At 71.9% G+C, this 24,937-nt stretch carries 23 protein-coding genes; 11 read left to right on the forward strand and 12 right to left on the reverse strand.

Annotated features, from left to right (window positions below):
* Window positions 1-9: 9 nt before the first annotated feature.
* Genes ACFSKW_RS21115 through ACFSKW_RS21130 form a run of 4 tightly spaced genes read left to right on the forward strand, consistent with a single transcriptional unit; the run spans window position 10 to window position 3,429 of the window.
* The gene (locus ACFSKW_RS21115; RefSeq protein ID WP_379574015.1) at window positions 10-885 is read left to right on the forward strand and encodes an ABC transporter substrate-binding protein; all 876 of its coding nucleotides are present in this window, start codon (window positions 10-12) and stop codon (window positions 883-885) included.
* Window positions 882-1,982, forward strand: a complete 1,101-nt coding sequence (locus tag ACFSKW_RS21120) for an amino acid ABC transporter permease (protein WP_379574016.1) — start codon at window positions 882-884, stop codon at window positions 1,980-1,982. The genes ACFSKW_RS21115 and ACFSKW_RS21120 overlap by 4 nt, the downstream gene beginning before the upstream one ends.
* A complete protein-coding gene (locus ACFSKW_RS21125) occupies window positions 1,982-2,725 on the forward strand; it encodes an amino acid ABC transporter ATP-binding protein (protein ID WP_379574017.1) in 744 nt (247 codons plus the stop codon). Before ACFSKW_RS21120 ends, ACFSKW_RS21125 begins: the two co-directional genes overlap by 1 nt.
* Complete coding sequence (locus ACFSKW_RS21130; RefSeq protein ID WP_379574018.1) at window positions 2,722-3,429, forward strand: type 1 glutamine amidotransferase; 708 nt, start codon at window positions 2,722-2,724, stop codon at window positions 3,427-3,429. Before ACFSKW_RS21125 ends, ACFSKW_RS21130 begins: the two co-directional genes overlap by 4 nt.
* Before the next feature lie 119 nt (window positions 3,430-3,548).
* On the opposite strand, the gene ACFSKW_RS21135 is transcribed toward ACFSKW_RS21130, so the two are convergent.
* The 3 genes from ACFSKW_RS21135 to ACFSKW_RS21145 form a co-directional block, all read right to left on the reverse strand.
* The gene (locus ACFSKW_RS21135) at window positions 3,549-4,868 is read right to left on the reverse strand and encodes a CHRD domain-containing protein (protein ID WP_379574019.1); all 1,320 of its coding nucleotides are present in this window, start codon (window positions 4,866-4,868) and stop codon (window positions 3,549-3,551) included.
* A 168-nt stretch (window positions 4,869-5,036) separates the two neighbouring features.
* Window positions 5,037-5,738, reverse strand: coding sequence for an anti-sigma factor family protein (locus ACFSKW_RS21140; protein WP_379574020.1), 702 nt, complete (start codon window positions 5,736-5,738; stop codon window positions 5,037-5,039).
* A complete protein-coding gene (locus tag ACFSKW_RS21145; RefSeq protein WP_431902648.1) occupies window positions 5,735-6,289 on the reverse strand; it encodes a sigma-70 family RNA polymerase sigma factor in 555 nt (184 codons plus the stop codon). Before ACFSKW_RS21145 ends, ACFSKW_RS21140 begins: the two co-directional genes overlap by 4 nt.
* A 461-nt stretch (window positions 6,290-6,750) precedes the next feature.
* On the opposite strand from ACFSKW_RS21145, the gene rsgA reads away from it, so the two are divergent.
* On the forward strand, window positions 6,751-7,851 hold the full coding sequence (rsgA, locus tag ACFSKW_RS21150; RefSeq protein WP_379574021.1) for a ribosome small subunit-dependent GTPase A: 1,101 nt from the start codon (window positions 6,751-6,753) through the stop codon (window positions 7,849-7,851).
* A 58-nt stretch (window positions 7,852-7,909) separates the two neighbouring features.
* Complete coding sequence (locus ACFSKW_RS21155) at window positions 7,910-8,539, forward strand: phosphoribosyltransferase (protein WP_379574022.1); 630 nt, start codon at window positions 7,910-7,912, stop codon at window positions 8,537-8,539.
* Between the two features lie 11 nt (window positions 8,540-8,550).
* On the opposite strand, the gene ACFSKW_RS21160 is transcribed toward ACFSKW_RS21155, so the two are convergent.
* A complete protein-coding gene (locus tag ACFSKW_RS21160) occupies window positions 8,551-9,015 on the reverse strand; it encodes an ATP-binding protein (RefSeq protein WP_379574023.1) in 465 nt (154 codons plus the stop codon).
* A 178-nt stretch (window positions 9,016-9,193) separates the two neighbouring features.
* Here ACFSKW_RS21160 and ACFSKW_RS21165 point away from each other — a divergent pair, with 178 nt between their 5' ends.
* Together ACFSKW_RS21165 and ACFSKW_RS21170 are read left to right on the forward strand one after the other, a co-directional pair.
* Window positions 9,194-10,084: a helix-turn-helix domain-containing protein gene (locus ACFSKW_RS21165; protein ID WP_379574024.1), complete on the forward strand. Its 891-nt coding sequence runs from the start codon at window positions 9,194-9,196 to the stop codon at window positions 10,082-10,084.
* A gap of 64 nt (window positions 10,085-10,148) precedes the next feature.
* On the forward strand, window positions 10,149-10,382 hold the full coding sequence (locus ACFSKW_RS21170) for a DUF397 domain-containing protein (protein WP_192773818.1): 234 nt from the start codon (window positions 10,149-10,151) through the stop codon (window positions 10,380-10,382).
* Window positions 10,383-10,534: 152 nt separating this feature from the next.
* Here ACFSKW_RS21170 and ACFSKW_RS21175 read toward each other — a convergent pair whose 3' ends face one another.
* From ACFSKW_RS21175 to ACFSKW_RS21190, 4 genes are all read right to left on the reverse strand, one after another.
* Window positions 10,535-10,846 (reverse strand): WhiB family transcriptional regulator, encoded by a 312-nt coding sequence (locus ACFSKW_RS21175; RefSeq protein ID WP_192773819.1) that lies wholly within the window; start codon window positions 10,844-10,846, stop codon window positions 10,535-10,537.
* A 101-nt stretch (window positions 10,847-10,947) separates the two neighbouring features.
* Window positions 10,948-11,862 carry a sucrase ferredoxin gene (locus ACFSKW_RS21180; RefSeq protein WP_379574025.1) on the reverse strand — a complete coding sequence of 305 codons (915 nt, stop codon included), beginning with the start codon at window positions 11,860-11,862 and terminating at the stop codon, window positions 10,948-10,950.
* A gap of 78 nt (window positions 11,863-11,940) precedes the next feature.
* Window positions 11,941-13,422, reverse strand: a complete 1,482-nt coding sequence (locus ACFSKW_RS21185) for a glycerol-3-phosphate dehydrogenase/oxidase (protein ID WP_379574026.1) — start codon at window positions 13,420-13,422, stop codon at window positions 11,941-11,943.
* Window positions 13,419-13,916 (reverse strand): TetR/AcrR family transcriptional regulator, encoded by a 498-nt coding sequence (locus tag ACFSKW_RS21190; protein WP_379574027.1) that lies wholly within the window; start codon window positions 13,914-13,916, stop codon window positions 13,419-13,421. The genes ACFSKW_RS21185 and ACFSKW_RS21190 overlap by 4 nt, the downstream gene beginning before the upstream one ends.
* Before the next feature lie 32 nt (window positions 13,917-13,948).
* On the opposite strand from ACFSKW_RS21190, the gene ACFSKW_RS21195 reads away from it, so the two are divergent.
* Window positions 13,949-15,487 carry an FAD-binding oxidoreductase gene (locus tag ACFSKW_RS21195; RefSeq protein ID WP_379574565.1) on the forward strand — a complete coding sequence of 513 codons (1,539 nt, stop codon included), beginning with the start codon at window positions 13,949-13,951 and terminating at the stop codon, window positions 15,485-15,487.
* Here the strand turns inward: ACFSKW_RS21195 and ACFSKW_RS21200 are convergent.
* On the reverse strand, window positions 15,456-15,839 hold the full coding sequence (locus ACFSKW_RS21200; protein WP_379574028.1) for a hypothetical protein: 384 nt from the start codon (window positions 15,837-15,839) through the stop codon (window positions 15,456-15,458). The genes ACFSKW_RS21195 and ACFSKW_RS21200 overlap by 32 nt on opposite strands.
* Before the next feature lie 101 nt (window positions 15,840-15,940).
* Here ACFSKW_RS21200 and ACFSKW_RS21205 point away from each other — a divergent pair, with 101 nt between their 5' ends.
* Together ACFSKW_RS21205 and ACFSKW_RS21210 are read left to right on the forward strand one after the other, a co-directional pair.
* Complete coding sequence (locus ACFSKW_RS21205; protein ID WP_379574029.1) at window positions 15,941-17,431, forward strand: metallophosphoesterase family protein; 1,491 nt, start codon at window positions 15,941-15,943, stop codon at window positions 17,429-17,431.
* A gap of 303 nt (window positions 17,432-17,734) precedes the next feature.
* Complete coding sequence (locus ACFSKW_RS21210) at window positions 17,735-19,330, forward strand: bifunctional 3'-5' exonuclease/DNA polymerase (RefSeq protein ID WP_379574030.1); 1,596 nt, start codon at window positions 17,735-17,737, stop codon at window positions 19,328-19,330.
* A 387-nt stretch (window positions 19,331-19,717) separates the two neighbouring features.
* Here the strand turns inward: ACFSKW_RS21210 and ACFSKW_RS21215 are convergent, their stop codons facing one another.
* The 3 genes from ACFSKW_RS21215 to ACFSKW_RS21225 form a co-directional block, all read right to left on the reverse strand.
* Window positions 19,718-20,992: an MFS transporter gene (locus tag ACFSKW_RS21215; RefSeq protein WP_379574031.1), complete on the reverse strand. Its 1,275-nt coding sequence runs from the start codon at window positions 20,990-20,992 to the stop codon at window positions 19,718-19,720.
* A 270-nt stretch (window positions 20,993-21,262) separates the two neighbouring features.
* Window positions 21,263-22,078, reverse strand: a complete 816-nt coding sequence (locus tag ACFSKW_RS21220) for an MOSC domain-containing protein (protein ID WP_379574032.1) — start codon at window positions 22,076-22,078, stop codon at window positions 21,263-21,265.
* 359 nt (window positions 22,079-22,437) lie between these two features.
* Complete coding sequence (locus ACFSKW_RS21225; RefSeq protein ID WP_379574033.1) at window positions 22,438-24,921, reverse strand: serine/threonine protein kinase; 2,484 nt, start codon at window positions 24,919-24,921, stop codon at window positions 22,438-22,440.
* Window positions 24,922-24,937 lie beyond the last annotated feature (16 nt).

Raw genomic sequence — 24,937 nt, forward strand, 5'->3', positions numbered from 1 at the left:
GAGTGCGCCATGACCAGAACCCGCTCCGGCCTCGCCGCCGTGGGCCTCGCCGCCCTGCTCCTCGCGGCAGGCTGCGGATCCTCCACCTCGAGCACCACCGAGTCCAGCGGCACCGGCTACGGCGCCTGCGCCGTGACCGGCAAGCGCGGCGAGTTCACGCTCGCGACCGTGACGGAAGACACGCTCACGGTGCAGGGCGACCTGCCCTCGAAGGGCTGGTGGAACGGCGACACGGTGGCCGACATCAAGGACGGTTTCGAGTACTGCATGGCCGCCACCATCGCCTACCGCGCGGGGCTGTCCAAGCTCGCCATCGAGAACGCGCCCTTCGACGCCCTGGTCGCCGGCCACACCAAGGACTTCGACCTGGCCCTGGCCGAGATCTCCATCACCGACGCCCGCAAGAAGGTGGTCACCTTCTCCGAGCCCTACTTCGCCTCCAACATCGGGGTGATGACCAAGAAGGGCGCGGCCGTGACCGGGGACAACCTGCGGACGCTGCGCCTCGGCGTCAAGCAGGGGACGACCGGCGCCGACTTCGTGGCCAACGTGCTCAAGCCCGAGCAGCAGCCCAAGGTCTTCCCCAACGACCCCGAGATGGCGGCCGCCGTCAAGGCGGGGCAGATCGACGCCGCGCTCCAGGACGTGGCCATCATGCTCGGCACCGCGGCCAACTCGCAGGGCGCGCTGACCGTGGTCGGCCAGTACTCGACGGGCGAGTCGTACGGCGCGCTCTACCCCAAGGGCTCGCCCAACGCGGACACCCTGAACGCGATCATCAAGCAGATGGAGGCCGACGGGACGTACGCCAGGCTGTCGGCCCAGTACCTGGCCAAGGTGTTCGGCGGCGACCCTGCCGCGGTCCCGATCTGGCAGGCGTCGTGACCACCGGGCACGCCCTCCTCGAGGACGAGGCGGCCCCGCCCTCCCGCTCCCAGCCCCTTCCCGCTCCGGGACGCGGTTTCGCGCTGACCGGCCTGGCGGCGGCGGCGCTCGCGACGCTCGCGACCTGGGCGGTGGCGGCCGAGCTGGTCGCGACGGCCGCCTCCGGGCCCTGGCTCTGGGTGCTCGGCGCGGTCGCGGTCGCGGGCGCGCCGGCCGTCCTGGCCGTGTTCAGGCCCGCGTGGGACGCCTGGCGGGCCGCTCGGGCCTGCGCCGCCGCGCTGGCGGCTCCCGACGTCGTGGCCGCGCGCCGCCTGGCCGCGCGCGGCAGGGAATCGGCCTGGACCGCGCTGGGCGCGGCGTTCGCCGTGCTGTGCGCGCTGGCCGTGGTCGTGTTCGTGCTCGCCAACGACGCCGCCGTCCAGAAGACCTTCCTCGACGGCCCGCTCATGTGGGCGAGTGTCCCCGACATCGCGCGCGCCTTCGCGACGAACCTGCTCATCGCCGTGGTCGCGCAGGTCCTGGTGCTCGTCTGGGCCCTCGTCCTGGCCCTGGCCAGGCTCGCGCCGGGACGGGCGGGACGGCCGATCAGGATGCTCGCGACCTTCTACATCGACGCGATCCGCGCCATCCCCGCGATCATCGTGATCTACCTGATCGGCTTCGGCCTCCCGCTGGCCCAGGTCCCGCTGCTGAGCGGGCTCGACCAGACGTGGTACGCGATCCTGGCCCTCACCGTGGTCTACGGCGCCTACGTCGCCGAGGTCTTCCGCGCCGGAATCGAGAGCATCCACCCCAGCCAGATCGCGGCCTCCCGATCGCTCGGCTTCTCCTACCTGGCCACCATGCGCCACGTGGTGGTGCCGCAGGCGACGCGCAGGGTGATCCCGCCGCTGCTGAACGACTTCATCAGCCTGCAGAAGGACACCGCGCTGGTGAACGTCATCGGCAGCATCGACGCCTTCAACCAGGCGAAGATCCTCGCCTCCAACAACTTCAACCTGTCGTCGGTCACGGTCGTGGCGGGGCTGTTCATCCTCATCACCATCCCGCAGGCGCGCCTCGTCGACCGGCTCGTCACCCGCGATCGGAGCAAGTGATGGCCTTCCTGGAGCTCGAAGGGCTGCGCAAGAGCTACGGCGGCCACGAGGTGCTCAAGGGCATCGACCTGTCCGTCGCGCGGCACGAGGTGATCTGCCTCATCGGCGCCTCGGGCAGCGGCAAGTCCACGCTGCTGCGCTGCGTCAACGCGCTGGAGTCCATCGACGCGGGCGCGGTCCGCCTGGACGGCGAGGTGGTGTCGGGTGCGGGTGTGGACGTGAACCTGCTGCGCAGGGACGTCGGCATGGTCTTCCAGAGCTACAACCTCTTCCCGCACATGAGCGTGCTGGACAACATCACGCTCGCGCCGGTCAGGCTCGGCGGGCTCCCACGGGACAGGGCCCGTGAGGGCGCGCTGGAGCTGCTGCGCAGGGTGGGGCTGGAGGAGCGGGCCGACGCCTACCCCGACCGGCTCTCCGGCGGCCAGCAGCAGCGGGTCGCGATCGTGCGGACCCTCGCCATGGGGCCCCGCGTGCTGCTGCTTGACGAGATCACCTCGGCGCTCGATCCCGAACTGGTCGCCGAGGTCCTCGGCATCGTCCGCGACCTGGCCGCCGAAGGGATGACCATGCTGCTGGCCACCCACGAGATGGGCTTCGCCCGCGAGGTGGCGAGCCGGGTCTGTTTCCTGCACCAAGGGTGCCTGCTGGAGCAGGGGCCACCCGAGCAGATCTTCACCGAACCACGCGAGGAGCGTACGCGGATGTTCCTGAAGTCCATCATCGAGGCGGGCCGCCTGTGATCCTCGGCATCCAGCACGAACACGGCACGGGCCCCGGCCTGATCGGGGAGCGGATCGAGGAGGCCGGGCTCAAGCTCGACCTGCGGCATCCCTACCAGGGAGAGCCGCTGCCCGCTGACCTGTCGGCTCACAGCGGCCTGATCGTCCTCGGCGGCACCCCCGGCGCCGGCGACGTCGCCCTCGCCCCGTGGCTGCCCGCGGTGGAGGAGCTGCTGCGCGAGGCCGTCCGTGACGAGGTCCCGGTCCTCGGGGTCTGCCTGGGCGGCCAGCTGCTGGCCACGGCCTGCGGGGGTACGGTCACCGTCGCCCCCGCGGCCCAGGTCGGCCTGCACCCCCTCGGGCCCTATCCCGCGGCGTCGGACGACGAGCTGTTCGCCGGGTTCCCGGACGACGGGCGGGCCGTCCAGTGGCACTGGGACGAGATCACTACGCTGCCGCCCGGAGCCGTCCCGCTCCTGCGCGACGGCGCCTTCCCACACCAGGCCTTCCGCCTGGGCCGCAGGGCCTGGGGGGTGCAGTTCCATCCCGAGGTGCTGCTCGGGTCGGCCTCGGAGTGGGCCTCAGGAGACTCGCCCCAGCTGGCGGCCCTCGGCCTGGACGTGCCCGCCATGCTCGGCCGCATCGCCGAGGCCGAACCGTCGCTGCGCGCCCTGTGGGGCGGGATCACCGACCGCTGGCTCGCTCTGGTTCGCGAACCGGCGTGACCGTCGCCCTCCCCCCGGAAGGCCGCCGCCCGCGAGGGCGCGACCTCATCTCCCGGCAAGGTCAGGTCCCCGCGGCCCGGGGGGAGGGGCGGCGGGGACCTGTGGGGAGGAACGAACGGTCAGCCGAGGAAGAGATAGTCCGAGCCGTACGGCACCTGGATCCTGGGCTGCCTGCGCGGGTCGCACGCCCCGGCGGGAGCCGCGCCGCCGACGGTGTTCAGGCGCAGGATCTGCGTCGCGTGTGCCAGCAGCCCCTGCCGCGCGCCCGCCTGCGTGGCGTCGAGGACCAGCTCGGGGATGACGCCCTCACCGTTCGGGCGCCTGCTCGCCACCTTGCCGCGAACCGCGCTGCCGTCGGGGGCGATCCACTGGGGAGGCCCCGCCGCGGGCTTCACGAACGAGTGCCTGATGCCGCGCTGCAGCTTGGCGGTGACGCCCAGCTGGGTGAAGGCGTGGCCGCCGCCCGGCTGCTCGGTGCAGGCGTAGATCTGGGCGCCCTTGGCGACCGCGGTGGTGACCGCGCGCGGGTGGTCGAACCGGCCGCCGGACAGCTGGCCGCGCACCGCGCCGCCGGAGAACTCGACGGTGTGCAGGTTGGAGTAGTAGCGCGAGGGGTCGGCGGCGATCCGCCTGACGATCGCCCGCTTCACGGGGGTCTCGCCTGCGATGCCCGTGAGGTTGGCGGGCAGCCCCTTCTCCGCGGCGAACAGGTCGGCCACCACGTCGCCGTTCCTGCCCTTGACGCCCTTGTGGAGGTGGCCGTTCGTCGGGGCGGCGACGCCCGTCCAGGTCGCGGTGTAGGCGATGGCCGCGCCGTTCGGCCGCAGCCACCAGGTGGCCTTGCCGTCGGCGTCGCCGCGCTTCTTGCCGTCGGGCGCCTGGACCTCCTGGGCGCCGTCGGCGCGGGAGGAAAGGACCGCCTGGTTGCTGCCGTGCAGGACGCCGTCGAGGTCGACGGGCCTGGCGAGGCGGTGGAACTGGCCGCGCACGGCCCCCTTGGGGAAGGCGGCGTTGTGCAGGTTGGCGTAGAAGCCTCCGGGGTCGTCGATCAGGGACCGCAGCACGGCCTGGTCCTCGACGGCCACCGTGCCGGTGACCCCCAGCACGCCCGCGGGCAGCGGCTTGGTGAAGAACTCGAGCTTGACGTCGCCGTTGACGCCTTTGGCGCCGAGGTGGACGTGGGCGGCGCGGGGAGCCTCCACGCCGTTCCACCGGATGGCGAAGGAGACCTGGTCGCCGCTGATCCGCAGCACGACGGTCGAACGGCCGTCGGCGTCGCCCTTGACGCCCACCTCGTTGGCACCGCGCAGCCCGGCGGCGAGGTAGACGTCGTCGTCGGAGCGGCGGGCGTCGGCGTGGGCGCCGAGGGCGGGCAGCACGGGCAGCACGGGCAGCACGGCGGCGGTGAGGAGGCCGGTGGCGAGAATGCGCTTGACCATGATGGTGAACCTCTCAGGGGAGTCGTTCCGTCAGTCGGGCAGTAGTACGGGGCCCTGCCGACGGCGGGTTCACCACGTGGACCGGTAAAAGTACACACAAGAGAAAAGCGCCTCTGACCTGGGGAGAGGGCACGACAAAGCCCCCTCCCGTGCGGCGAGGGGGCTCTGTCAGATGTCGAAGGTAAGTAAGGTCTTACCTGCTGTCGTGACGACCTCGAACCTGTCGATCCCGGCGCGCGGGAACGGGCTGCCGCCGTGCATGTAGAGCGGCGTGGGCGAACCCGGCACGCCGTACCCCGACGGCGGCACCGACCAGCCGGTCATGACCCTGCGCTCGCCCGTGGTGGAGACGGCGAGCAGCTCGCACTCCAGCGGGCCCTTCACCCCGGCCAGCATGAGCGCGGCGTGCGTGCCCCAGCCCTTGTCCTCCAGCACCAGGCCACCGCTGGCGCCCGCCGTGCTCGTGCCGCGGATGGGGGTGCCCATCGCGTAGAACTGCTCGGCGGGGCCCATGTCATGGCCCGCGTGCGCGGCGGGCGCGCCCGAGCCGCCGATCGCCGAGCCCACCGTCACTCCGCCGGCGACCAGCGTGATCGCCGCGGCGACGCCGATGGCCAGCGTGCCCCGCCTCGTCCGCAGGTCGCGCGCCTTCTTCCTGCTGAGCAGGTCGGCGATCTCCTGGTGGGACGGCTCCTCCTCCCCGACGGGGTCCACCCCGGTCAGCGCGCTGGCCACGCCCGAAAGGTCGGTGAGCTCCGCCGTACACGAGGGGCATGAGGACAGGTGCGCCTCGAAGGCGCGCCTGTCGTCCTCCTCCAGCAGGCCGAGAGCGTAGGCGCCCACGTCGGTGTGCTCGATCCTCGAGGTCACGCCGTCACCCCTCTCTCCTCCAGAGCGACCCGCAGCGCGCGGACGGCGTAGTAGACCCGCGACTTGACTGTGCCGACGGGAATGCCGAGGATCTCGGCGGCCTCGTTGACCGAGCGGTCCCTCAGGATGGTCTCGTTGAGGATCTCCCGGTGGGCGGCCGACAGCGACCGCATCGCGTCTGACACGACCACCTGGCGCAGGAGGTCCTCCATCTGGTCGGGAATCGGCACGCTCTCCAGGGGGCCCTCGCCCGTCTCCTGGGGGCGCGCGTCCTTGCGGCGGCGTTCGTCGATCACGATACGCCTGGCGACCGTGGCCAGCCAGGGCATGAGCGACACGGCGCCGGGGTCGAGCGTGTCGGCGCTGCGCCACGCCCTGATCATCGTCTCCTGCACGACGTCCTCCGCGAGCTGCTGGTCTCCCGCGGTCAGCCTGAGCACGAACGCGAGCAGCGGACGGTGGTACTCCTCGTAGAGCCTGGCCATGACCAGCTCGTCGTCGGGATCCCTGACCGGGCGTAAGCGCCTGAGCCAGGAGCGCGGGCCTGTCACGGTATCGGCTCCCTGAGGGGGACAGGTGGTCTGTCGCGTCATCGCCCGATCCCTGGGTCGCGGATGGTCCTACGGCAGGCAGTACGCGCCCCGCTCGGCCGCGGGTTCAACCGTTCCCGGAATCCTTCCACGGCGTACGCCGTACCCGCCTCCAGGATGAGGCGCCCATGACGCACGAGGACGGCGACCACGGGGCGACGACTTCGAGTTCGGACTCCAGCGCGTTCTCGACGCAATCGCCGCCATGATCGGCGGGACGGCCCGGTGACCGGGGGAGACGCCGAAAATGATCGATCGTCGCACCGGGTGACGTGATAATGTGCGACGAAGGCAGACGGCCACGACACAAAGGGAGGTGGGGAGCATGCGGGTCTTTCTGAGCTGCTCGCTGTCCGAAAACCTCCGGGTGCCCGCCTGACCGTTCCGCCGCGGGGCCCGGCTTTCCGAAGGGTACCCAAAGCGTGACTTCGCACGATCTTTCTCTGCTCGGCTGGACCGATTCGCTGGCGGCCGAGCTACCCACCGACACGATCCCCGGGCGGGTGGCGCGGGTCGACCGCGGCGCCGCCGAGGTGATCGCCGCCGATGGGCACCACCACGTCAAGTACGGCGCGCGTGTCCGGCGCGCCTCGGCCGACGACCCGGTCGCGCTGCCGTGCGTGGGCGACTGGGTGGCGCTCAGAGCGCTGCCCGAAGGACGCTACGAGCTCGACGAGGTGCTGCCCCGCCGTACCGCGTTCGTCAGGGGCGGCGTCAGCCGCGTCTCTCGCGGCGGGCTGTCGGGCGACGGCCAGGGGCAGGTGCTCGCGGCCAACGTCGACCTCGTCTTCGTGGCCGAGCCATCCATGCACGCCACCGACTTCGCCGACCTCGGCCGTATCGAGCGACTGGTCGCCCTGGCGTGGGAGAGCGGCGGCACGCCCGTCGTGCTCATCACCAAGTCCGACCTGTTCGACCAGGGGCTGGACGAGCTGCTGGCCGACGTCGCGGCGGCGGCGCCCGGCGTGCCCGTGCACGCCGTCTCCTCGATGCTGGGCGAGGGCGTCTCGCTGGTGCGCGAGCACATCGCGGGATCCCGCACCGCCGTGGTGCTCGGCCCGTCGGGCGCGGGCAAGTCCACCTTGGTCAACGCGCTGGTCGAGGAGGGGGTCATGGAGACCCAGCAGGTCCGCGCGGCCGACGGCAGGGGACGGCACACCACCGTGCACAGGGAGCTCATCCCGCTGCCCGGCGGCGGGCTGATCATCGACACGCCGGGCATCAGGCGGGTCGGCCTGTACGAGATGACCGACGGGGTCGACCTGGTCTTCGCCGACATCGAGGAGCTGGCGAGGTCGTGCAGGTTCGGCGACTGCGGACACGACGGCGAGCCCGGCTGCGCCGTGCGCGCGGCGATGGAGTCGGGCGAGCTGCCCGAGCGCAGGCTGGAGAGCTGGTTCAAGCTCCAGCGCGAGGCCGCGTGGATGGCGGGCAGGACCGACGCCAGGCTGCGCAAGGAGCAGCAGCAGAAGTGGAAGATCATTCACAAGGAGATGCGCAGGTCAGGCCGCAACCGCCCCTAGCCGATACCCGGGTGCGCTCACGGCGCTAGGAGGCGCCGGGTGCGGGTATCACTCGGGCATGGGGCATCTGTTCACCGACAGAGCCGAGGCAGGCGCCCTGCTGGCCGAGCGTCTGCGCGGGCTGAAGGACCCCGTCGTGCTGGCACTGCCGCGCGGCGGGGTGGCCGTGGCGGTGCCCGTGGTGCGACGGCTCGGCGGCGTGCTCGATGTCCTGGTCACCAGGAAGATCGGCTACCCGGCCCAGCCGGAGCTGGGCGTCGGCGCCATGGCGGAGGACGGGGAGCCGGTGTTCGACGAGCGGCTGATGACCAGTCTCGGCCTGACGCGCGCGGCCCTGGAGAAGGTGGTCGAGAGCGAGCGGGCCGAACTGGCGCGCAGGGTCCGGGTCTACAGGGGGAACAGGCCGCTGCCCTCGCTGACGGGCCGCGACATCGTGGTCGTCGACGACGGTCTTGCCACGGGTGGTACGGCGAGGGCGGCACTCAGGTTCGTGGACGCGGCCAAGCCGGGCAGGCTCACCCTCGCCGTGCCCGTCGGGGCGCCGCAGACGGTCAGGGCGTTGCGGGCCGAGGCCGACGAGGTGGTGGTGCTGGCCACGCCCCCGGACTTCCACGCGGTCGGGCAGTGGTACGGGAGCTTCGAGCAGCTGAGCGACGCCGACGTGCTGGCGCTGCTGGCGAAGGAGTGACGCGCGCCGCCTCAGCTGAGCGCGGCCCAGACGAGCTTGCCGCCCCCGGCCGGATAAAGCCACCCCCAGGCGGTCGTCAGCGCCTCGATGAGCGGCAGCCCCCTGCCGAACTCGGCCAGGAAGCCGGACGTCGCGGTCACCGGTACCGCGCCGCTGAAGTCGCGCACCGCGCACCCGAGCCGGCGCCGGGAACAGACCAGCCTCAGCGACCTGGCGCCCCCGCCGTGTCTGATGGCGTTGGTCACCAGCTCGGAGACGACGAGCTGCGCGTCGAACACCGCGTCATCGGAGTCCCAGCCGGTGAAGGTGGTGCGCACGAAGGACCTGGCCACCCCCACGACGGCCGGGTCCGCCGGCATGGGGAAGTCGAGCACCGCCGCCTCGTCGCCTGGCGGGCTGCCTGACAGCAGGACACCGAGCCAGTCGGGCGGTGCGGTGCCCGTGGCGGCGTGCCATGGTGCTGCGGAAGTGGTCATGGAGATCCCCGGGGCTCGGATACTTCGCGCGGTCCAAGTGACCATATTTACGGCGAGGGCTTACAGATGCAAGACTTTTCGTGTTTTACGGATGCAAGTCGCAAATGCACGTGCGGCATGGCCGATTCTCCCCACGATCCGTGTCACACTGTGATCTTTCCCTGAAAGGAGTAGGCGAGTGGAAACCGCGGAGAACGTGCGACCCCTGAGCTCCACCCAGGGCGGCGGCCCGACGGTTCTGCGCATCCTGCTCGGCGCCCAGCTCAGGAGGCTGCGCACCGCGAAGGGAATCTCCAGGGAGGACGCGGGCTACGCGATCAGGGCCTCGCACGCCAAGATCAGTCGTCTGGAGCTCGGCCAGGTCAGCTTCAAGGAGCGCGACGTCGCCGACCTGCTCACCATGTACGGCGTGAGCGACCCCGACGACCGGGCGAGGTTGCTCGACCTGGCGAGGCAGGCCAACCAGCCCGGCTGGTGGCACAAGTACAGCGACCTGCTGCCGAACTGGTTCGAGGTCTACATCGGCCTGGAGGGCGCGGCCTCGATCATCCGTACTTACGAGAACCAGTTCGTCCCCGGCCTGCTGCAGACGCCGGAGTACGCCAGGGCGGTGATCTCGCTCGCGCACGACAAGGCGCCCAAGAGCGAGATGGAGCGCAGGATCACGCTGAGGACCACCAGGCAGGAGCGGTTGAGGGGGGACCGGCCTGTCGCGCTGTGGGCGGTGCTCGACGAGGCGGTGCTGCGCCGCATGATGGGCGGGGCCGAGGTCATGCGCGGCCAGATCGACCGCCTCATCGACGCCTCCGAGCTGCCGAACGTGACGGTGCAGGTCATGCCGTTCGACAGGGGTGGCCACGCCGCGGCGGGCGGGCCCTTCTCGATCCTGCGCTTCCCCGAGCCCGAACTGCCCGACGTGGTCTACATGGAGCAGCTGTCGAGCGCGCTCTATCTGGACAAGCTGGGTGAGTCCGAGCACTACATGAAGGTCATGGACCGTCTCAGCGTGCAAGCGGACACTCCCGCAGAAAGCAAGCGTTTTCTGGAGCGATTGCGCAAGATCTTCTAGTTCGTCGTATCCTCGTGCCCTGCAAGCACCGATGCACGTGCATCCGCACGCACGAGGAGGAACCATGGGGGAGATTCCCAACGGCATCACCGCGAGCAGCCTCGCGGTGGCCTGGCGCAAGGGCAGGCGCAGTAATCCGAACGGCAACTGCGTGGAGGTGGCCGCCCTGCCGACGGGTCAGTACGCGGTGCGCAACTCCCGCTTCCCCGACGATCCCGCACTCATCTACACCAAGGCGGAGATCACCGCGTTCGTGCTCGGTGCGAAGGACGGGGAGTTCGACGACCTGATCGCCTGAAGACTTCGGGCATCGCGGTCGGCCCCCTCAGGAGGCGCGGGACTCAGCGGATGCCGATGGTGCTTGATCAGGCAGTTGTCCCGACCGGGTTCGAGTTGGTCATCGGGACAACTGCGTGATCACGCTGTTGCTGGACGCTGCCGGGGTGGAACTCAGGCGGCGGAGATGCCGGCGCTGGCCGCGCGGCGCATACGACGGCGACGCTCGGAGGCGCGCTCGTCCTCGTTCAGACCGCCCCACGTGCCGTACTTCTCGGGCCGGGACAGCGCGTAGTCAAGGCACTCGGCGCGAACGGGGCACTGGGCGCAGATCGCCTTGGCCTTCCGCTCGCGGACGTCACGCTCGGGCTGCCGCTCGCCATCGGGACCGAAGAAGAGCACGAGGTCCTCACCTCGGCACGCGGCATCATCCTGCCAACCCCAGCTGGGGCGCGGGCGGGCGATCTGCCGACGTACCTGAGACATGAGAAAACCACCTTCGTGAGAGGTATTTCAGTGTTTGAGCCGCATTGGACGCTTTCGGCGTCACTGGTCCAACGCAGGAGTACGCCGTGATGTTCCCGTGATCAGGCGAGGGCGGGCGTGGCGTACCGCACAGGCGCGAGCCTGTCCAGCGAGACCAGCCGGTAGGTGGTGATCGTCTCGGCGCAAGCCGTACCACACGGTGTTTGGAACACCGATGGCTCAACCACAACCTGGAACCGGACATCACCGCAGCGCACGATGGCTTCGGTGACGTCGCCGTCCGACCTTGAGGATTCCACGGCCACTCCGCCTACCGACAGCTCACCCGTGTGGGCACGGGCGAAATGTTCGGCGGCCTGCAATGGCTCAGGGATGCCTGCGCGTCCCCGGAAACGGTCGAGAATCACCTCGCCGGACCGGTACGCGTTGGCCGCTGCGATCGCAGCAGCCTGAGACATGCTGCCGTAGAAAATTCCGTGTGGCAAGCACACGAGGTTGGCGGCGTAGCGATCGCCGCCAACATGTGAGGTTTCCCACACTCTGCCCGGCAAAACTTCTGCCAGGCGGCGAGCGAGGGGTAGTCCAATGCGGGCGCAGCACGCATTGCGCTTGGCGTGCGTGCAGACCAGAAATACCGGCTCGTCTTCAAGTATGCAGGACTCTGGGACCACTCCGGCCACCACGGCGTCCAAGTCAAGATCGTCGGGACCTGCGATGACACCGCTGGCCAACCAGGGGTTCTCGCCCGCCGCGTAGCCGACTAGCACACGGATGCCCTGGTCCCGCGGACGGGTCCGCCTGCCGGGGCGGCGGATCAGCTGGGGCCTGATACCGCGTTCCGAGGCTCTTCGCACGAGTTCCGCGATCTCTTCAGGAAGTTCGCAGTTTTCCAGGTGCGAGGCCCACGGGCCCTCGTGCTCGATGAGCAGCCACAGGCGGGCGCCGACCGTCGCGCTGGCGAGGGTCGGCACGTCACCGGTGTGACAGCCGACCGGATGGTCGCACCCCTTGGCCATGCGTCACCTTTCCCCGAACGCCTTATTAGGTAAGACTAACCTAACGGTTCGGGTAGGGTGCGCGGGGCCGACACGCGCTCAGAGCGTGAGGGCCAGGCGGGCCGCCGCCAGCGCCGCGTCCCTGTCCTCGGGAATCAGCCCGATCCTGGTCCGCCGGTCGAGCAGGTCCGCCTCGTCGAGCGCGCCCTCATGCCTGACCGCCCACACCAGCTCGCCGAGCGAGCGGCCGGCCCCGACCGGCTCCGGGTGCAGCTTCACCAGCTCGTGGACGCCGGCGGCCTCGCCGCCGTACCGCTCCACGAGCTCCGGGGGACCTCCCCGCGGGTCGGCGCCGACCAGCGGGACCCGATGCGTCACGCAGGGCCCCGCGTGCAGGCCCCGCAGCCGGACGGCCGCGTCCACGGCGTCCTGAGCCATCCGCCGGTAGGTGGTCAGCTTCCCGCCGGTGACGGTGATCACCTCGTCGGGCGACGTCAGCACCGCATGCCTGCGCGACAGGTCGGCCGTGCGTCCCTCGGCCTCCAGGAGCGGCCTCAGGCCGGCGTAGGCGCCCGCCACCTGGCTCCGGTCCACCGCGGCCTCCAGGACCGTGTTGAGCACCGCCAGCAGCGCGCTCACGTCCTCCTCGGGAACCTCGGGCACGTCGGGTACGGGCCCGTCCACCGGCTCGTCGGTCAGGCCGACGTAGACCCGCCCGTCGTGCTGGGGCAGGACCAGCGCGAACCGGTTGCTCTCCCCTGGAATCGGCACGTGGAGCCCGGCGCGCAGCCCGGGAAGCGCCTGTCCGCGCAGAACCAGGTGGGTGCCGCGCGAGGGTCGCAGCCTGATCTCGCGGCTCAGCTGCCCCGCCCACACGCCTGCCGCGTTGACCACGACGCGGGCCCTGATCGTGAAGGACTCGCCGGTCAGCTCGTCACGCACCTGGGCGCCGTCGCGGTGCAGCTCCAGCGCCCTGCATCTGGTCAGGATCCGCGCGCCGTGGCCGGCCGCCGTACGGGCGATCGCCACGACGAGGCGGGCGTCGTCGACCAGCCGCCCGTCCCATGACAGCAGGGCCCCGCGCAGGCCGTCCCCGCGCAGCGGCGGCGCCAGCTCCCTGGCCTTGCCCGCGGGCAGGCGCGAGGGCCCCGGCAGCAGCCTGCGCGGCGTGCGCGCGGCGGCGCGCAGCCCGTCGCCCATGCGGTAGCCGGTCATGACCAGCGCCGCCTGCCCGCGCGTGACGGCAGGGGTGAGCGGCAGCAGGTACGGCGCGGCCCTGACCAGGTGGGGGGCGGTGCGGGTGAGCAGGATGCCGCGCTCGACCGCGCTCTCGTGGGCCACTCCCACCTGGCCCTTGGCGAGGTACCTCAGCCCGCCGTGGATCATCTTGGAGCTCCACCTCGAGGTGCCGAAAGCCAGGTCGTGCGCGTCGATCGCGGCCACCGTGAGCCCGCGCGACGCGGCGTCGAGTGCCACGCCCGCTCCTGTCGCGCCCAGTCCCACGACCAGCACGTCGACGGTCTCGTGGCGGACCCTCTCCAGCTCGGCGAGCCTGCGGGCGGCGTTCAGCGAGGTGTTCATGCCAGGTACCTCTCCAGGAGGGTCGCCAGTTCGGCGTCGAGGGTCGAGGGGTCGCCCATGGTGTGGGCCGACAGCAGGAACGACTGGGCGGTCAGCAGCACGGCGCGCGCCCGCGCCGGGCTCATGCTCCGCTCGAGCACCGCGAGGATCGCGTCGTGGCTCGTGCCCCTGCGCATGGTCAGGTACGGCAGCAGCAGTTCGGGGTCGACGTCGACGATCTTCCGCCACAACGGATGCTCCCTGAGCGTCCGCACGCCCTGGACCACCGCCGCGACGGGGTCGGACAGGTCGAGACCCTCCACCACGGCCAGCCACTCGCGGGTCATCAGATCCGCGACCAGGCTGCCCACGTCCGGCCAGCCGCGGTAGATGGTCATCCGCGACACCCCGGCCCGCCGCGCCACGTCGGTCAGCGTCGTACGCCTGACCCCGTAGGCCAGCACGCATGCACGCGCGGCATCCAGAACGACGTCATTGTGACGAATTGCCGTCATGTGTCACAGTGTAAGGCGTGGAGAACGAACCGATGCTGTGGAGCGGCTGGGGCGACCCCGCCAAGGCCCGCGAGCTGCCCGAACAGATCCGCACGCTCCTGCACGACCTCATGGGGGTGAGCGAGCCGTCGGCGGCCGCGGCCTTCGACGAGGTGCGGCTCCCTTCCCTCTCCCTGCCCGACGCGGCGGCGGCCGAGTTGCGCGACGTGGTGGGCGAGGCCCACGTGCGCTCCGACCACGGGTCCAGAGTCAGGCACACCCGCGGCAAGTCCACGCCCGACCTGTTGCGCATGCGCGCCGGCGACGGCTCGGAGGCCCCCGACGCGGTCGTGCTGCCCGGCTCGCACGAGGAGGTGCTGCGCGTCCTCGAGGTGTGCGGGCGGCACGGCGTGGCGGTCGTCCCCTTCGGCGGCGGCACCTCGGTCGTGGGCGGCCTCGTCGCAGGGAGCGGCGTGATCGCCCTTTACCTGGCGCGGCTCGACCGGCTGGTCTCGGTCGACACCGAGTCGATGGTCGCCGTGCTGGAGCCAGGACTGCGCGCGCCCGACGCCGAACGGCTGCTGGGCGAGCACGGGCTCACGCTCGGCCACTTCCCCCAGTCCTACGAGTACGCCACGCTCGGCGGCTTCGCGGCGGCGAGGTCGAGCGGCCAGGCCTCCGCGGGATACGGGCGATTCGACGACATCGTCGTAGGCATGACCGTGGCCACTCCCACGGGAACGCTCGACCTCGGCCGGGCGCCCAAATCCGGCGCGGGACCCGACCTGCGGCAACTCGTCCTCGGCTCCGAGGGCGCCTTCGGAGTCATCACCTCCCTGCGCCTGCGGGTGCGTAGGATCCCTGCGGAGACGGTCTACGAGGGATGGCGCTTCGAGTCGTTCGCGGCGGGCACGGCGGCGATGCGCACGCTCGCGCAGTCGGGACTGCTGCCGACCGTGCTGCGGCTGTCGGACGAGACCGAGACGATGATCGGCCTGGCCAAGCCCGAGGCCATCGGCTCGGGTGGCTCAGGCTGCCTGCTGATCGCGGGCCACGAGAAGGACCGCCACGGCGCGGCCGCCGCCCTGGCCCAGGCGGGCGGCACCTACCTGGGCGCCGAGCCGGGACAGGCGTGGGAGCACGGCAGGTTCGCCGCGCCGTACCTGCGTGACTCCCTGCTCGCCGCGGGCGCCACCGTCGAGACGCTGGAGACCGCGGGCTTCTGGGCGAACCTGCCCAGGCTCTACGACGCGGTACGACTGGCCCTGCTCGGCGAACTGGGCACGCCGCTGGTCATGTGCCACATCTCGCACGTCTACGAGACCGGCGCGTCCCTGTACTTCACCGTGGTGACCGAGCGGGGCCTCGCCGAGTGGGAGAACGCCAAGCGGGCGGTCAACGCCGCGATCGTCGCCGCGGGCGGCACGATCTCGCACCACCACGGCGTCGGCAGGGACCACAGGGAGGCCTACGCCGAGGAGATCGGCCCGCTCGGCGTCGAGATCCTGCGCGCGGTCAAGGAACGCCTCGACCCTGCGGGGATCATGAACCCGGGCGTGCTCATTCCTTCTCCGCCTCCGCCAGCAGCATGAACGCCTCCTCCTTGCGGCCGAGGGCGGTCAGCACCTCCGCCGTGCAGCCGAGCGCCATGACCAGCGGCGCGCCGCCGATGCTCCTGGCCAGCCCGAGCGCCTCCTCCGCCAGCGGCAGCGCCATGGCGGGGCTGCCGCGCGACATCAGATGTCTGGCGCCCGTCCGCAGTGCCCTGGCCAGCAACCCCGCGTACGCGACAGGATCGCGGGCCGCCAGCACGCGGGCGTCCGCGATCGCCCTCTCCACGCTCCTCATCGCCCCGCCGCCGAACCCCCGCTGCGTCGCGGCATAGGCGAGCAGCCCCTCGACGGCGTCGGCGCTGATCCCATCCCCTGAACCGGTGCGGGCCATCCCCAGCCCCCCGCAGCATCGACAACCGCTTGCTTGGGGGTGAAGGCTACCGCACGTGGTCGCTCGATGACAGGGGCGAGAGATCAGGTAAAGATATGGTCATGGTCGAAGTCGCCGCGGAACGTGGAAAGCGGGTCTCCTCCCGCACCTCGGAGGAGGGCGCCGGATGGCGCTGCCAGCAGATCGGGACCTTCAAGGAACTGCGGCCCGACCGCGACTCCTTCTCCTGGTTCCACCCTCGCACGCTCTGGCGCTCCCGCAACGAGGTCCTTTCCGGCCTGTTCGGCGACCCCTCGGGAGAGGTACGGCGGCGCTGGGTCGAGGCGCAGCGCGACCGTGGTGTGGACGGCGACTTCAGGATCAGGCAGGGGCTCGGCAAGAGCTACAGCTTCCTGCTCATGGGCGACCCGGGCGAGGGCGACGCCTCACAGTACGCCGTGGTGCCGGGGCTGCTGGCGATCGGCGAGGACACCTCGTTCGCGGTGATCGCCAGTGACGTGATCTACCCGACGGGGGCGGGCAACGACTACCCCCACAAGTTCTTCCGGCCGTACAAGGACTACCGGGCGCCCATCTACGCCGTCCCCGGCAACCACGACTGGTACGACGGGCTCGGCGGGTTCATGCGGGTCTTCTGCGACGCGCCCCCGCTCAGACCCAGGCCCGACAGGGGGCTGCGCGGCCTGCTGTGGCGCAAACCCGAGCCGATCGACGAGGCGGCGCTCGCCGAGGCCCGCACGTTACGGGGCGCCCCTGCGCAGCAGGGCGTGCAGCCCGCCCCCTACTGGGCGATCGAGAGCGAGAGCCTGCTGATCGTCGGCGTCGACACCGGCATCGACGGCCTGATCGACAGGGAACAGGCCGCGTGGCTGCGCCGTACCTCGCTCGACCCACGGCCCAAGATCCTCGTCACCGGCAAGCCGATCTACACGCGCAACGTCTACAAGCCCTCGCCGCTGGAAGGCGGAGGGACGATCGACGACATCGTCCGCGACCCCGCGCACCGCTACGTCGCGGCGATCGGCGGCGACGTGCACAACTACCAGCGCTACCCGGTCAGGGTCGGCGACCGCGTCATCCAGTACGTGGTCGCGGGAGGGGCGGGCGCCTTCATGCACGCCACGCACACGATCGAGCGGGTGGACGTGGCAGGCGTGCACGAGGACGACTTCAAGTGCTACCCGCTGCGCGGCGACTCGCTGTCGTTCTACAGCCAGTTGTACGCCAAGCGGCTGCGGATGCGGTGGCTGTACCTGACGCCGAGCGAGGCGGCCTGCATCATGGCCGACCGCGTCAAGAACACTCCTGTGCGGCAGGTCGACCCCAACGTGACGATCACGCGCAGGATGAGGTGGGCGGCGCGTGTGCTCGGCGCGTGGCCCATGCCGCTGCGGCTGCCGGTGGGCAGGGTCTTCCACCGGTATCTGTCGGAACTGTCGGACTGGGACACGCCGCCGTTCTTCAAGAGCTTCCTGCACCTGAAGGTGACGCCCGCGGCGCTGACCCTCCGGTGCTTCGCGGCGACGGGATGCCTGCCGCAGGAGCTCGACCCGCCGCTGGAGGACGAGGTGACCATCTCCCTGACCCCGTGAGCCCGCCCCGCCCCGTTCCGGCCCGCCCCGCCCCGTTCCGGCCCGCCCCGCTCCGTTCCGGCCCGGCGGCCACGGCGACAGCAGGTCCCTGCGGGCCCTCCGGCCCTCTCCCCGGCGCCGCAGGCTTCGCCTGCCACGCGAGCCCTCCGCCTGCCACGCGAGCCCTCCGCCCGGGCACGCAGGCTCCGGCCGCCCAGGCACGCGGGCTCCTCGGCCGGGGGCTCATGGACCGGGGGCTCATGGGCCGGGCAGCCAGGGTCGCCATCCGGGGGAAATGTCGGTGCGGCCTGGCAGGCTGGAGGCGTGTACGTCGCCCTGACCTCAGACTCCTCGGGCGGCGGGACGCTGCGCCCGGTCGAGGGCCAGGCCCGCCGCGTCGACGACCTGGCCGCCGCCGTACGGGAGCTGGAGCCGCGCCGTCCCCGCTGGGTGTGGGCCGACGCACGACAGGTCTACCCGGCGCTGCTGGCGGCGGGCGTGCGGGTGGCGCGCTGCCACGACCTGACGCTCACGGAGGCGCTGCTGCTCGCCCACGAGGGCAGGTACGGCGAGCCGCGCTCGGCCGAGGCCGCCCACGCCAGGCTCCACGGGCTTCCCGTGCCCGAGGACGGTGACGAGCCCACCGCCAGGCAGGACACGCTGTTCGAGCCCGAGAGGGCCGAACTGGGCGCCGACGCGCTGGCCGAGATCCTGGCCGACCAGCTCGCCAGGATCGAGGCGCTGCCCGACCCCGGCAGGTTCAGGCTGCTCGTCGCCGCCGAGTCGGCGGGCACGCTGATCGCCGCCGAGATGGGCCACGACGGCATGCCGTGGCGGCGTGACGTCCATGAGGAGCTGCTCGCCGAACTGCTCGGCCCGCGGCCCGTCCACGGCATGCGGCCCGCCAAGCTGCAGGCGCTGGCCGACCAGGTGTCGGCGGCGTTCGGCCACCCCGTCAACCCCGACTCCGTGCAGCAACTGGTCAAGGCGTTCAAGTCGGCCGGCGTGGCGCTGAAGACCACCAGGTCGAGTGAGCTCAAGCAGGTCGACCACCCCGCCGTCGCCCCGCTGCTGGCCTACAAGGAGCTGGCCCGGCTCTACAGCTTCCACGGCTGGGTATGGGCCGACCAGTGGGTGCGGGAGGGGCGCTTCAGAGCGGAGTACGTCGTGGGCGGCGTCGTCTCGGGCCGCTGGGCGACCAGCGGCGGAGGGGCGCTGCAGATCCCGAAGGTGATGCGCAAGGTCGTGGTGGCCGACGAGGGCTGGGCGTTGATCGTGGCCGACGCCGCCCAGCTGGAACCGAGGGTGCTGGCCGCCATGGCGGGCGACAGGGGCTTGGCCACCGCGGCGGGCGAGATCGACCTCTACTCCGCGCTGGCCAAGGCCTTCGGCGGCGAACGCGACAACGCCAAGATCGCGATGCTGTCCGCCATGTACGGCGGGACCAGCGGCGACGCGCCCAAGCTGCTGGCCGTGATGCGGGAGCGCTTCCCCCGCGCCTACCGGTTCGTCGAGGACGCGGCCAAGGCGGGGGAGGAGGGCAAGCTCGTCAGGTCGTGGCTCGGCCGTACCAGCCCGCCGCCGTCGCAACGCTGGAAGGATCTGGTCTCCGGGCCCGACGGGGCTCGGGCGGCCCGCGACAGGGGGCGCTTCACCCGCAACTTCGTCGTCCAGGCCACGGCCGCGGAATGGGCGCTGGCGCTGATGGCCGTGCTGCGCGGGCTGCTGCCCGAGCCCGCCAGGCTGGTGTTCTTCCAGCACGACGAGGTGATGGTGCACTGCCCGCTCGACCAGGCCGAGCAGGTGACCGCCGCGGTCGCGACGGCGGCGACGGAGGCGACCCGGCTGCTGTTCGGGGCGACGCCGGTGCGCTTCCCGATGGAGGCGGTCACCGTCTCCTGCTACGCCGACGCCAAGTGACCCCCGGTCGTCCCACCCGCTCTTCCCGGACGCCAAGTGACCCCCGGTCGTCCCACCCGCTCTTCCCGGACGCCAAGTGACCCCCGGTCGTCCCACTCGCCCTTCCCGTTGGACCGCCCACCTCGATCCCGGGTGTCCTGCCACGGCCGGCCCGCGGACTCCCAGCCCCTACCCTTGCGTCCCCATCACCGCGCCCCCGACTTCGTGGCCACCGCTTCGTGGCCACCGCGCCGCCGACCCTCTGAGCGCCGCCAGTAGGCCTCTGGGGGCCGGTGGGCGGGCGAGGCGGCGACGCGTGTGATCGGTTCCACGGGCGGGGCGATCTTCACGCTGTGGTGTGGACGGGGCCAGGGCCTGGAGCCGATGGGTTCGTGGGGTCGGAGCCGGTCAGGCGGCCGGTGCGATCCGGCCCGATCGCCCTCTGAGGGCCAGCCACAGCCCCGTGATCGTGACCATGGCGCCCACGACCAGGCCGAGCATGCCGTAGGACAGCGCACCCACGATCGCGCCCGCCACGATGGTGCCCGTCGCGCCGCAGACGTTCATCAGCAGGTCCGACAGGCCCTGTACGGCGGGGCGGCGCTCGATGGCGACCGACTCCGAGAGCATGGCCGAGCCCGCGACCAGGCCGCAGGACCAGCCGACGCCCAGCAGCACCAGTCCTGCCGTCACCTGCCCGACGTGGTGCTCGCCCGCCGTACCGGCGAGCGTCGCGGCGGCCAGCAGCAGCGCCATGCCGAGGACCAGTACGGGCAGCTTCCCGAGCTTGTCGGCGATCCACCCGACCAACGGCGACAGCACGAACATGCCCGCGATGTGCAGGCTGAGCACCAGCCCGATGACCTCCAGATGGGCGCCCTCGTGGTGCAGGTGGACGGGGGTCATCGACATGACCGACACCATCGCGGTGTGGCTGACGGCGATCGCCAGCAGCGCCATGCGGGCGGCGGGGGTGGCGCGGAGGGTGTCCCAGGCGTCCCTGATCGTCCTGGACCCGGCCGCGGCGGAGGCCGCTGTGCCGCTGTGCCGCCTGGCGAGGACGAGCGGGTCGGGCCGCAGGCCCACCATGATGATGAGGAGCGCGACGGCGAAGGAGATCGCGGCGAACGCGAAGGGGCCCGCCGTGGGCACCAATCCCAGGTCGATGCCGAGCCCGTCGGCGGGCGCGGCCAGGTTCGGCCCGGCCACCGAGCCGATGGTCGCGGCCCACACCACCAGCGACAGATGCCTGGCGGCGTGACCCGGCGGTGACAGGTCCGTGGCCGAGTAGCGGGCGGCCAGGTTGCCCGCGCTGCCGCCGCCGACCAGCACCAGTCCCGCCAGCAACAGCGGCCACGAGGCGATCGTGATCGCCAGCACCGAGATCAGGCATCCGGTCAGCGCCGCCAGGTACGTCAGGCCGAGGCCCGCCCTGCGCCCGCCCTTGCCCGAGACCTTCGCGGCGGGCAGCGCCAGGATCGCCGCCCCCAGCACGGTCGCCGTGCCGGCCAGGCCGCTGACGGCCTCGGAGCCCGACAGCTTGAAGACCACGAGGGAGCTGAGCGCCAGGCCCACGGCCACGCCGACGCCGCCGGTGATCTGGGCGCCCGAAAGGACGGCGAGCGTGCGGCGCTGCACACCCTCGACTGACGGAGTTTCGGGCTTGGTGGGGCTGGTGGTCACCGGTGAAGTGTCGCATAGCCCTCAACATCACCCCAAAGCGGACGAAGATCGCTCCCGTGAGTCCCCCGAGAGCCGGGCCCCACGCGTGCGGGACGGCTCCACGTGGATGGGACGGCCGACCTCACGCACGCGGGACCACGGTCAGGAGCGCATGCGGGATGGCAGCCGGGAGAGCGTGCGGGTCGCCGGTCGGGTGGAGGTGTGCGATGGCCTGGAGGGCGTGCGGGACAGAGGCCCCACGTCTGCGGGACCCCCATCGGCCTGCGGGTGTCAGGGGGCGGTTACGGGGTCGCCGACGCGGATCGTGCCGGGGCCGTCCGGGATGAGGTTGACGGCGAACAGCAGCTTCTTGTCGATCCTGCGGTGCCTGCCGAGCGTGCGCAGCGGCTCCTTGCCCTTCTGCAGGGTGTCGGGGTCGATGGTGGTCAGCACGCACCTGGCGCACGGCTTGGTCATGCGGAAGCTCACCTCGCCGATGCGCACCCGCTTCCAGCCGTCCTCGACGAACGGCGTCGCGGCCCCCGAGACGACCACGTTCGGGCGGAACCTGCGCATGGGCAGCGGCTCGGGCAGTTCCTCGCCGCGTTCGACGGCGCCCTCGGCGATCCAGTCGTTCAGCTGGTCGAGGGAGGTGGTGGAGGCGAGCAGCAGCGGATAGCCGTCGGCGAGCGACACCCGGTCCTGCGGCGTGCCGTGTTCGGGGTTGACGGGACGGCGCGTCGGATCGTCGAGCCACATCAGCCGGACGGGCCTGTCCACCAGCGCGGACAGCCACTCGGCCGCGTCGTCGCCGCAGTCGGTGAGCTTCACCCGGGTGCGCCACACCTGGGTGTCGCTCAGCTGGGAGGTGGGGGTCACGAGGAGCGGCGGGCGGTGCGGACCGGCGAGAGTGAGGCGTCCGCCGGACACCTCCGCCCTGCAGGCCAGCAGCTTGGGCTCCTCCCTCGCCGTCAGCATCTCGCCGTCGGGGGTGGCGACCAGGTAGCGGCGATCGTCCTTCAGCCCCCACGGCTCCACCTCGGCCTCGGTGACGTCGTGACCCGCGGTGGACTTGACCGGATAGAAATGGATGCTCGCCAACCTCATGGCGTGACGGTAGCGCACGCGAGGGGCTCGCCGGATCCCGGCCCCATCCCCGTCCTGGAGGCCGAACGGCGAGCGGCCCCGCCCTTGAGGGCGGCAGGGGATGGGTCGGCGGGCCGCCAGAAGCCGTACCTGACAGGCCAGGCGGCAAGGTGTCTGCGGTCGCGCCCGACAGTGGTTGAGCCTTGGGGGAGGGGGCACAGGGCGAGCGGCCGCGCAGCGACGGCCGCGGGCTGGGCTCCGCGGGGCGGGGCGGGGCGGCTTCAGGACGTGGGCACGGGCCTCGAGAGGTGGGTGGGCATGGGCTTCAGGGGTGGGAGGGGCGTCAGGTGGTGGGCACGGGCTTCAGCGGTGGGGGAGTGTCAGGTGGTGGGGCGGAAGGTGTCCAGGAAGACCTTGCGGGTCTCGGCCTGGTCGTCCCATCGCAACTGCGGCGTCGTGAACGTGATCTGGAAGGCGTCCCTGTCGTCCAGCGTGACGTAACGGGTCAGCACCTGCATCGGCACGCCGTTGGACTGCGTGTACTGGTACTCCCAGTCCGCGGCCTTCCACGAGCGGTACCTGACCTCCTGGAGCTGGACCTGGATGTACCCCTCGACCCCGCCGTCGGCCTCCCTGCCGGTCAGTTCGGCCAGCCCGCCGTCCTTCTGCGGTGAGGCCTGCTCCACGGTGATCTTCATTCCGGAGTCCTTGGGGCCCGTGAAGATCGCCTCCCCGCCGGACGCCGACAGCTTCCACTCCGCAGGGACGGCCGCGGTGAAGCCCTCCGGGGTGTGCTCCTTGAACCCCTCGGGTACGGCGACGGCGGCCAGCGGTTGCTTGACCGGCGCAGGGGAGGCCGCGGTGGTGGCGCTGACGCTCGGCTCGGAAGGGGAACCGCCCGAGGTGAGGACGACGATCGCGGCCGCCGCCGCGCCGATGACGGCGACCAGGGTGACGATCAGGCGCGGGGTGGGGCGGCCGTCGCGTGTCCAGCCGCCGCCCGTGTTCCGCCTGCGGCCGTGTCCCGCGAGGTCGTCACGGGTGGCGGAACGAGGCTCGTCACCCGGGGTCAGCGGCCACGGGGCCGCGGCGGGGGAGCCGCCGCGCAGGCTGTCGGTCAGCGGCAGGATCGGCTGCGGCTCGGGCACGCCCCGCCCGCCGGGGGCCGGTGGGGGAGAGGCGGGGAAGGAGTTCGCGCCCGTACGGCCGGAGCCTGGCCCCGCGGGAGGCGGGGAGGCGCCGGGTCCGCCGGGGAAGGCGCCGGAGCGCCCGGGCGCGGGTCCCGCCGGGTCGGAGGGAAAGCCGCGAGGGTCGGAGGAGCTACGGAGGGCATCGTAACCGCGGGGGTCGAAGGAGCCGCGGGAGTCCGAGGAACCGCGGGGATCCGAGGAACTGCGGGGGTCGAAGGAGCCGCGGGGGTCGGAGGAACTGCGGAGCGCGTCGTAACCCCGGGGGTCCGACGAGCTGTGCAGGGCGTCGTAGCCATGCGGTCCCGATGGGCCGCCCAAGGAGTCGTAGCCGCCCACGGAGTGGTAGCCGCCCGCGGAGTCGCGACCTCCGACGGAGTCGTAGCCCCCCGTCGAGTCGTAGCCGCCTGCGGAGTGGTAGCCGCCCGCGGGGTCATGACCTCCGACGGAGTTGTGGCCCCCCGTCGAGTCGTAGCCGCGGGGGCCGCCGAGTGAGTCGTAACCGCCAGGGTCGCTCATCGCGTCGAATCCGCCCTTCGCATCGGGAACAGGACCAGTCGAGCCCCCCGAAGAGCTACCGAAAGCGTCGAACCCCTGCGGGTGCGCGTGGGCGCCGGATGGGGTCCCCGTCCCCTCCGAAGGGCCGGCCTGCGGGTCGTACGGCACGCGGACCGGCCCGGACGGCGTCTCCACGATCCGCGTGGGCAGCGGCCCCGACGGCGGGTCGAGCGGCGGCAGCAGGTGCGCGGGCGTCGAGTTCGACGGCGTCGGAATCGGCCCCTGCGAGCGCGGCGAGCCGCCCCCGTGGCTGGCCAGAACCCGTTCGAGCAGGTCGGCGACCTGGCCCGCGTTCATCCGCTCGGCCGGGTTCTTGCGCAGCAGTCCCTCGATGACCGGCAGCATGGCGCCGGCCCGCTGCGGCCTGACCGGGTCCTGCGTCAGCACCGCGCCGAGCACGGCGATCGCGTCGGGCCCCTCGTACGGCGGCCGCCCCTCCACGGCCGCGTAGAGGGTCGCCCCGAAGGACCACAGGTCGGCCGCCTGGGTGATGGGCTGTCCGGACAGCCGCTCCGGTGGGACGTAGGCCGGCGAGCCCATCAGCAGCCCGGTCTGGGTGATCGTGACGTCGCCCTCGATGGCCGCGATGCCGAAGTCGGTCAGGACGACCCTGTCGGCGGTGAGCAGGACGTTGCCCGGCTTGACGTCACGGTGGAGTATGCCCGCCGCGTGCGCGTGCCTGAGCGCGTCGAGCACCCTGATGCCGATCTCGGCGGCCTGGATGACGGGCAGGGGCCCGCTCTGCCGTACGGCCTGCTCCAGGGACCATGCCCTGACCAGCTCCATCACGATCCACGGCCGCCCGTCCTCCTCGACGACGTCGTGGACGGTCACGATCCCGGGGTGGCCGAGGCGCGCGGCCGAGCGGGCCTCGCGCATCATGCGGCGGTGCGCCACCTGCTTGCCCGCGTGGTCGAGGCCGTAGGGAAGGATCAGCTCCTTCACCGCTACGGGCCGGTCGAGCAACACGTCGTGCGCGTGCCACACCATGCCCATGCCGCCCCTGCCGACGGGGGACAGCAACTTGTACCTGCGACCGACCAGACGACCGTGGCTCTCCGTGCCCCCCGGCACGCCAGGTCCCTCGGCAGGGACCTGTCCGAGCAAGCGGTCAGACATCTCCCGCCCCCTATTC

Source organism: Nonomuraea mangrovi (assembly GCF_042681425.1).
GTDB classification, from domain to species: Bacteria; Actinomycetota; Actinomycetes; order Streptosporangiales; family Streptosporangiaceae; genus Nonomuraea; species Nonomuraea mangrovi.

Coding starts and splice junctions, on each gene's coding strand:
- ACFSKW_RS21115 (WP_379574015.1), top strand. CDS start 10: ATGACCAGAACCCGCTCCGGCCTCGCCGCCGTGGGCCTCGCCGCCCTG.
- ACFSKW_RS21125 (WP_379574017.1), top strand. CDS start 1,982: ATGGCCTTCCTGGAGCTCGAAGGGCTGCGCAAGAGCTACGGCGGCCAC.
- ACFSKW_RS21135 (WP_379574019.1), bottom strand. CDS start 4,868: ATGGTCAAGCGCATTCTCGCCACCGGCCTCCTCACCGCCGCCGTGCTG.
- ACFSKW_RS21155 (WP_379574022.1), top strand. CDS start 7,910: ATGGGGCATCTGTTCACCGACAGAGCCGAGGCAGGCGCCCTGCTGGCC.
- ACFSKW_RS21160 (WP_379574023.1), bottom strand. CDS start 9,015: ATGACCACTTCCGCAGCACCATGGCACGCCGCCACGGGCACCGCACCG.
- ACFSKW_RS21170 (WP_192773818.1), top strand. CDS start 10,149: ATGGGGGAGATTCCCAACGGCATCACCGCGAGCAGCCTCGCGGTGGCC.
- ACFSKW_RS21175 (WP_192773819.1), bottom strand. CDS start 10,846: ATGTCTCAGGTACGTCGGCAGATCGCCCGCCCGCGCCCCAGCTGGGGT.
- ACFSKW_RS21180 (WP_379574025.1), bottom strand. CDS start 11,862: ATGGCCAAGGGGTGCGACCATCCGGTCGGCTGTCACACCGGTGACGTG.
- ACFSKW_RS21185 (WP_379574026.1), bottom strand. CDS start 13,422: ATGAACACCTCGCTGAACGCCGCCCGCAGGCTCGCCGAGCTGGAGAGG.
- ACFSKW_RS21190 (WP_379574027.1), bottom strand. CDS start 13,916: ATGACGGCAATTCGTCACAATGACGTCGTTCTGGATGCCGCGCGTGCA.
- ACFSKW_RS21195 (WP_379574565.1), top strand. CDS start 13,949: ATGCTGTGGAGCGGCTGGGGCGACCCCGCCAAGGCCCGCGAGCTGCCC.
- ACFSKW_RS21200 (WP_379574028.1), bottom strand. CDS start 15,839: ATGGCCCGCACCGGTTCAGGGGATGGGATCAGCGCCGACGCCGTCGAG.
- ACFSKW_RS21205 (WP_379574029.1), top strand. CDS start 15,941: ATGGTCGAAGTCGCCGCGGAACGTGGAAAGCGGGTCTCCTCCCGCACC.
- ACFSKW_RS21220 (WP_379574032.1), bottom strand. CDS start 22,078: ATGAGGTTGGCGAGCATCCATTTCTATCCGGTCAAGTCCACCGCGGGT.
- ACFSKW_RS21225 (WP_379574033.1), bottom strand. CDS start 24,921: ATGTCTGACCGCTTGCTCGGACAGGTCCCTGCCGAGGGACCTGGCGTG.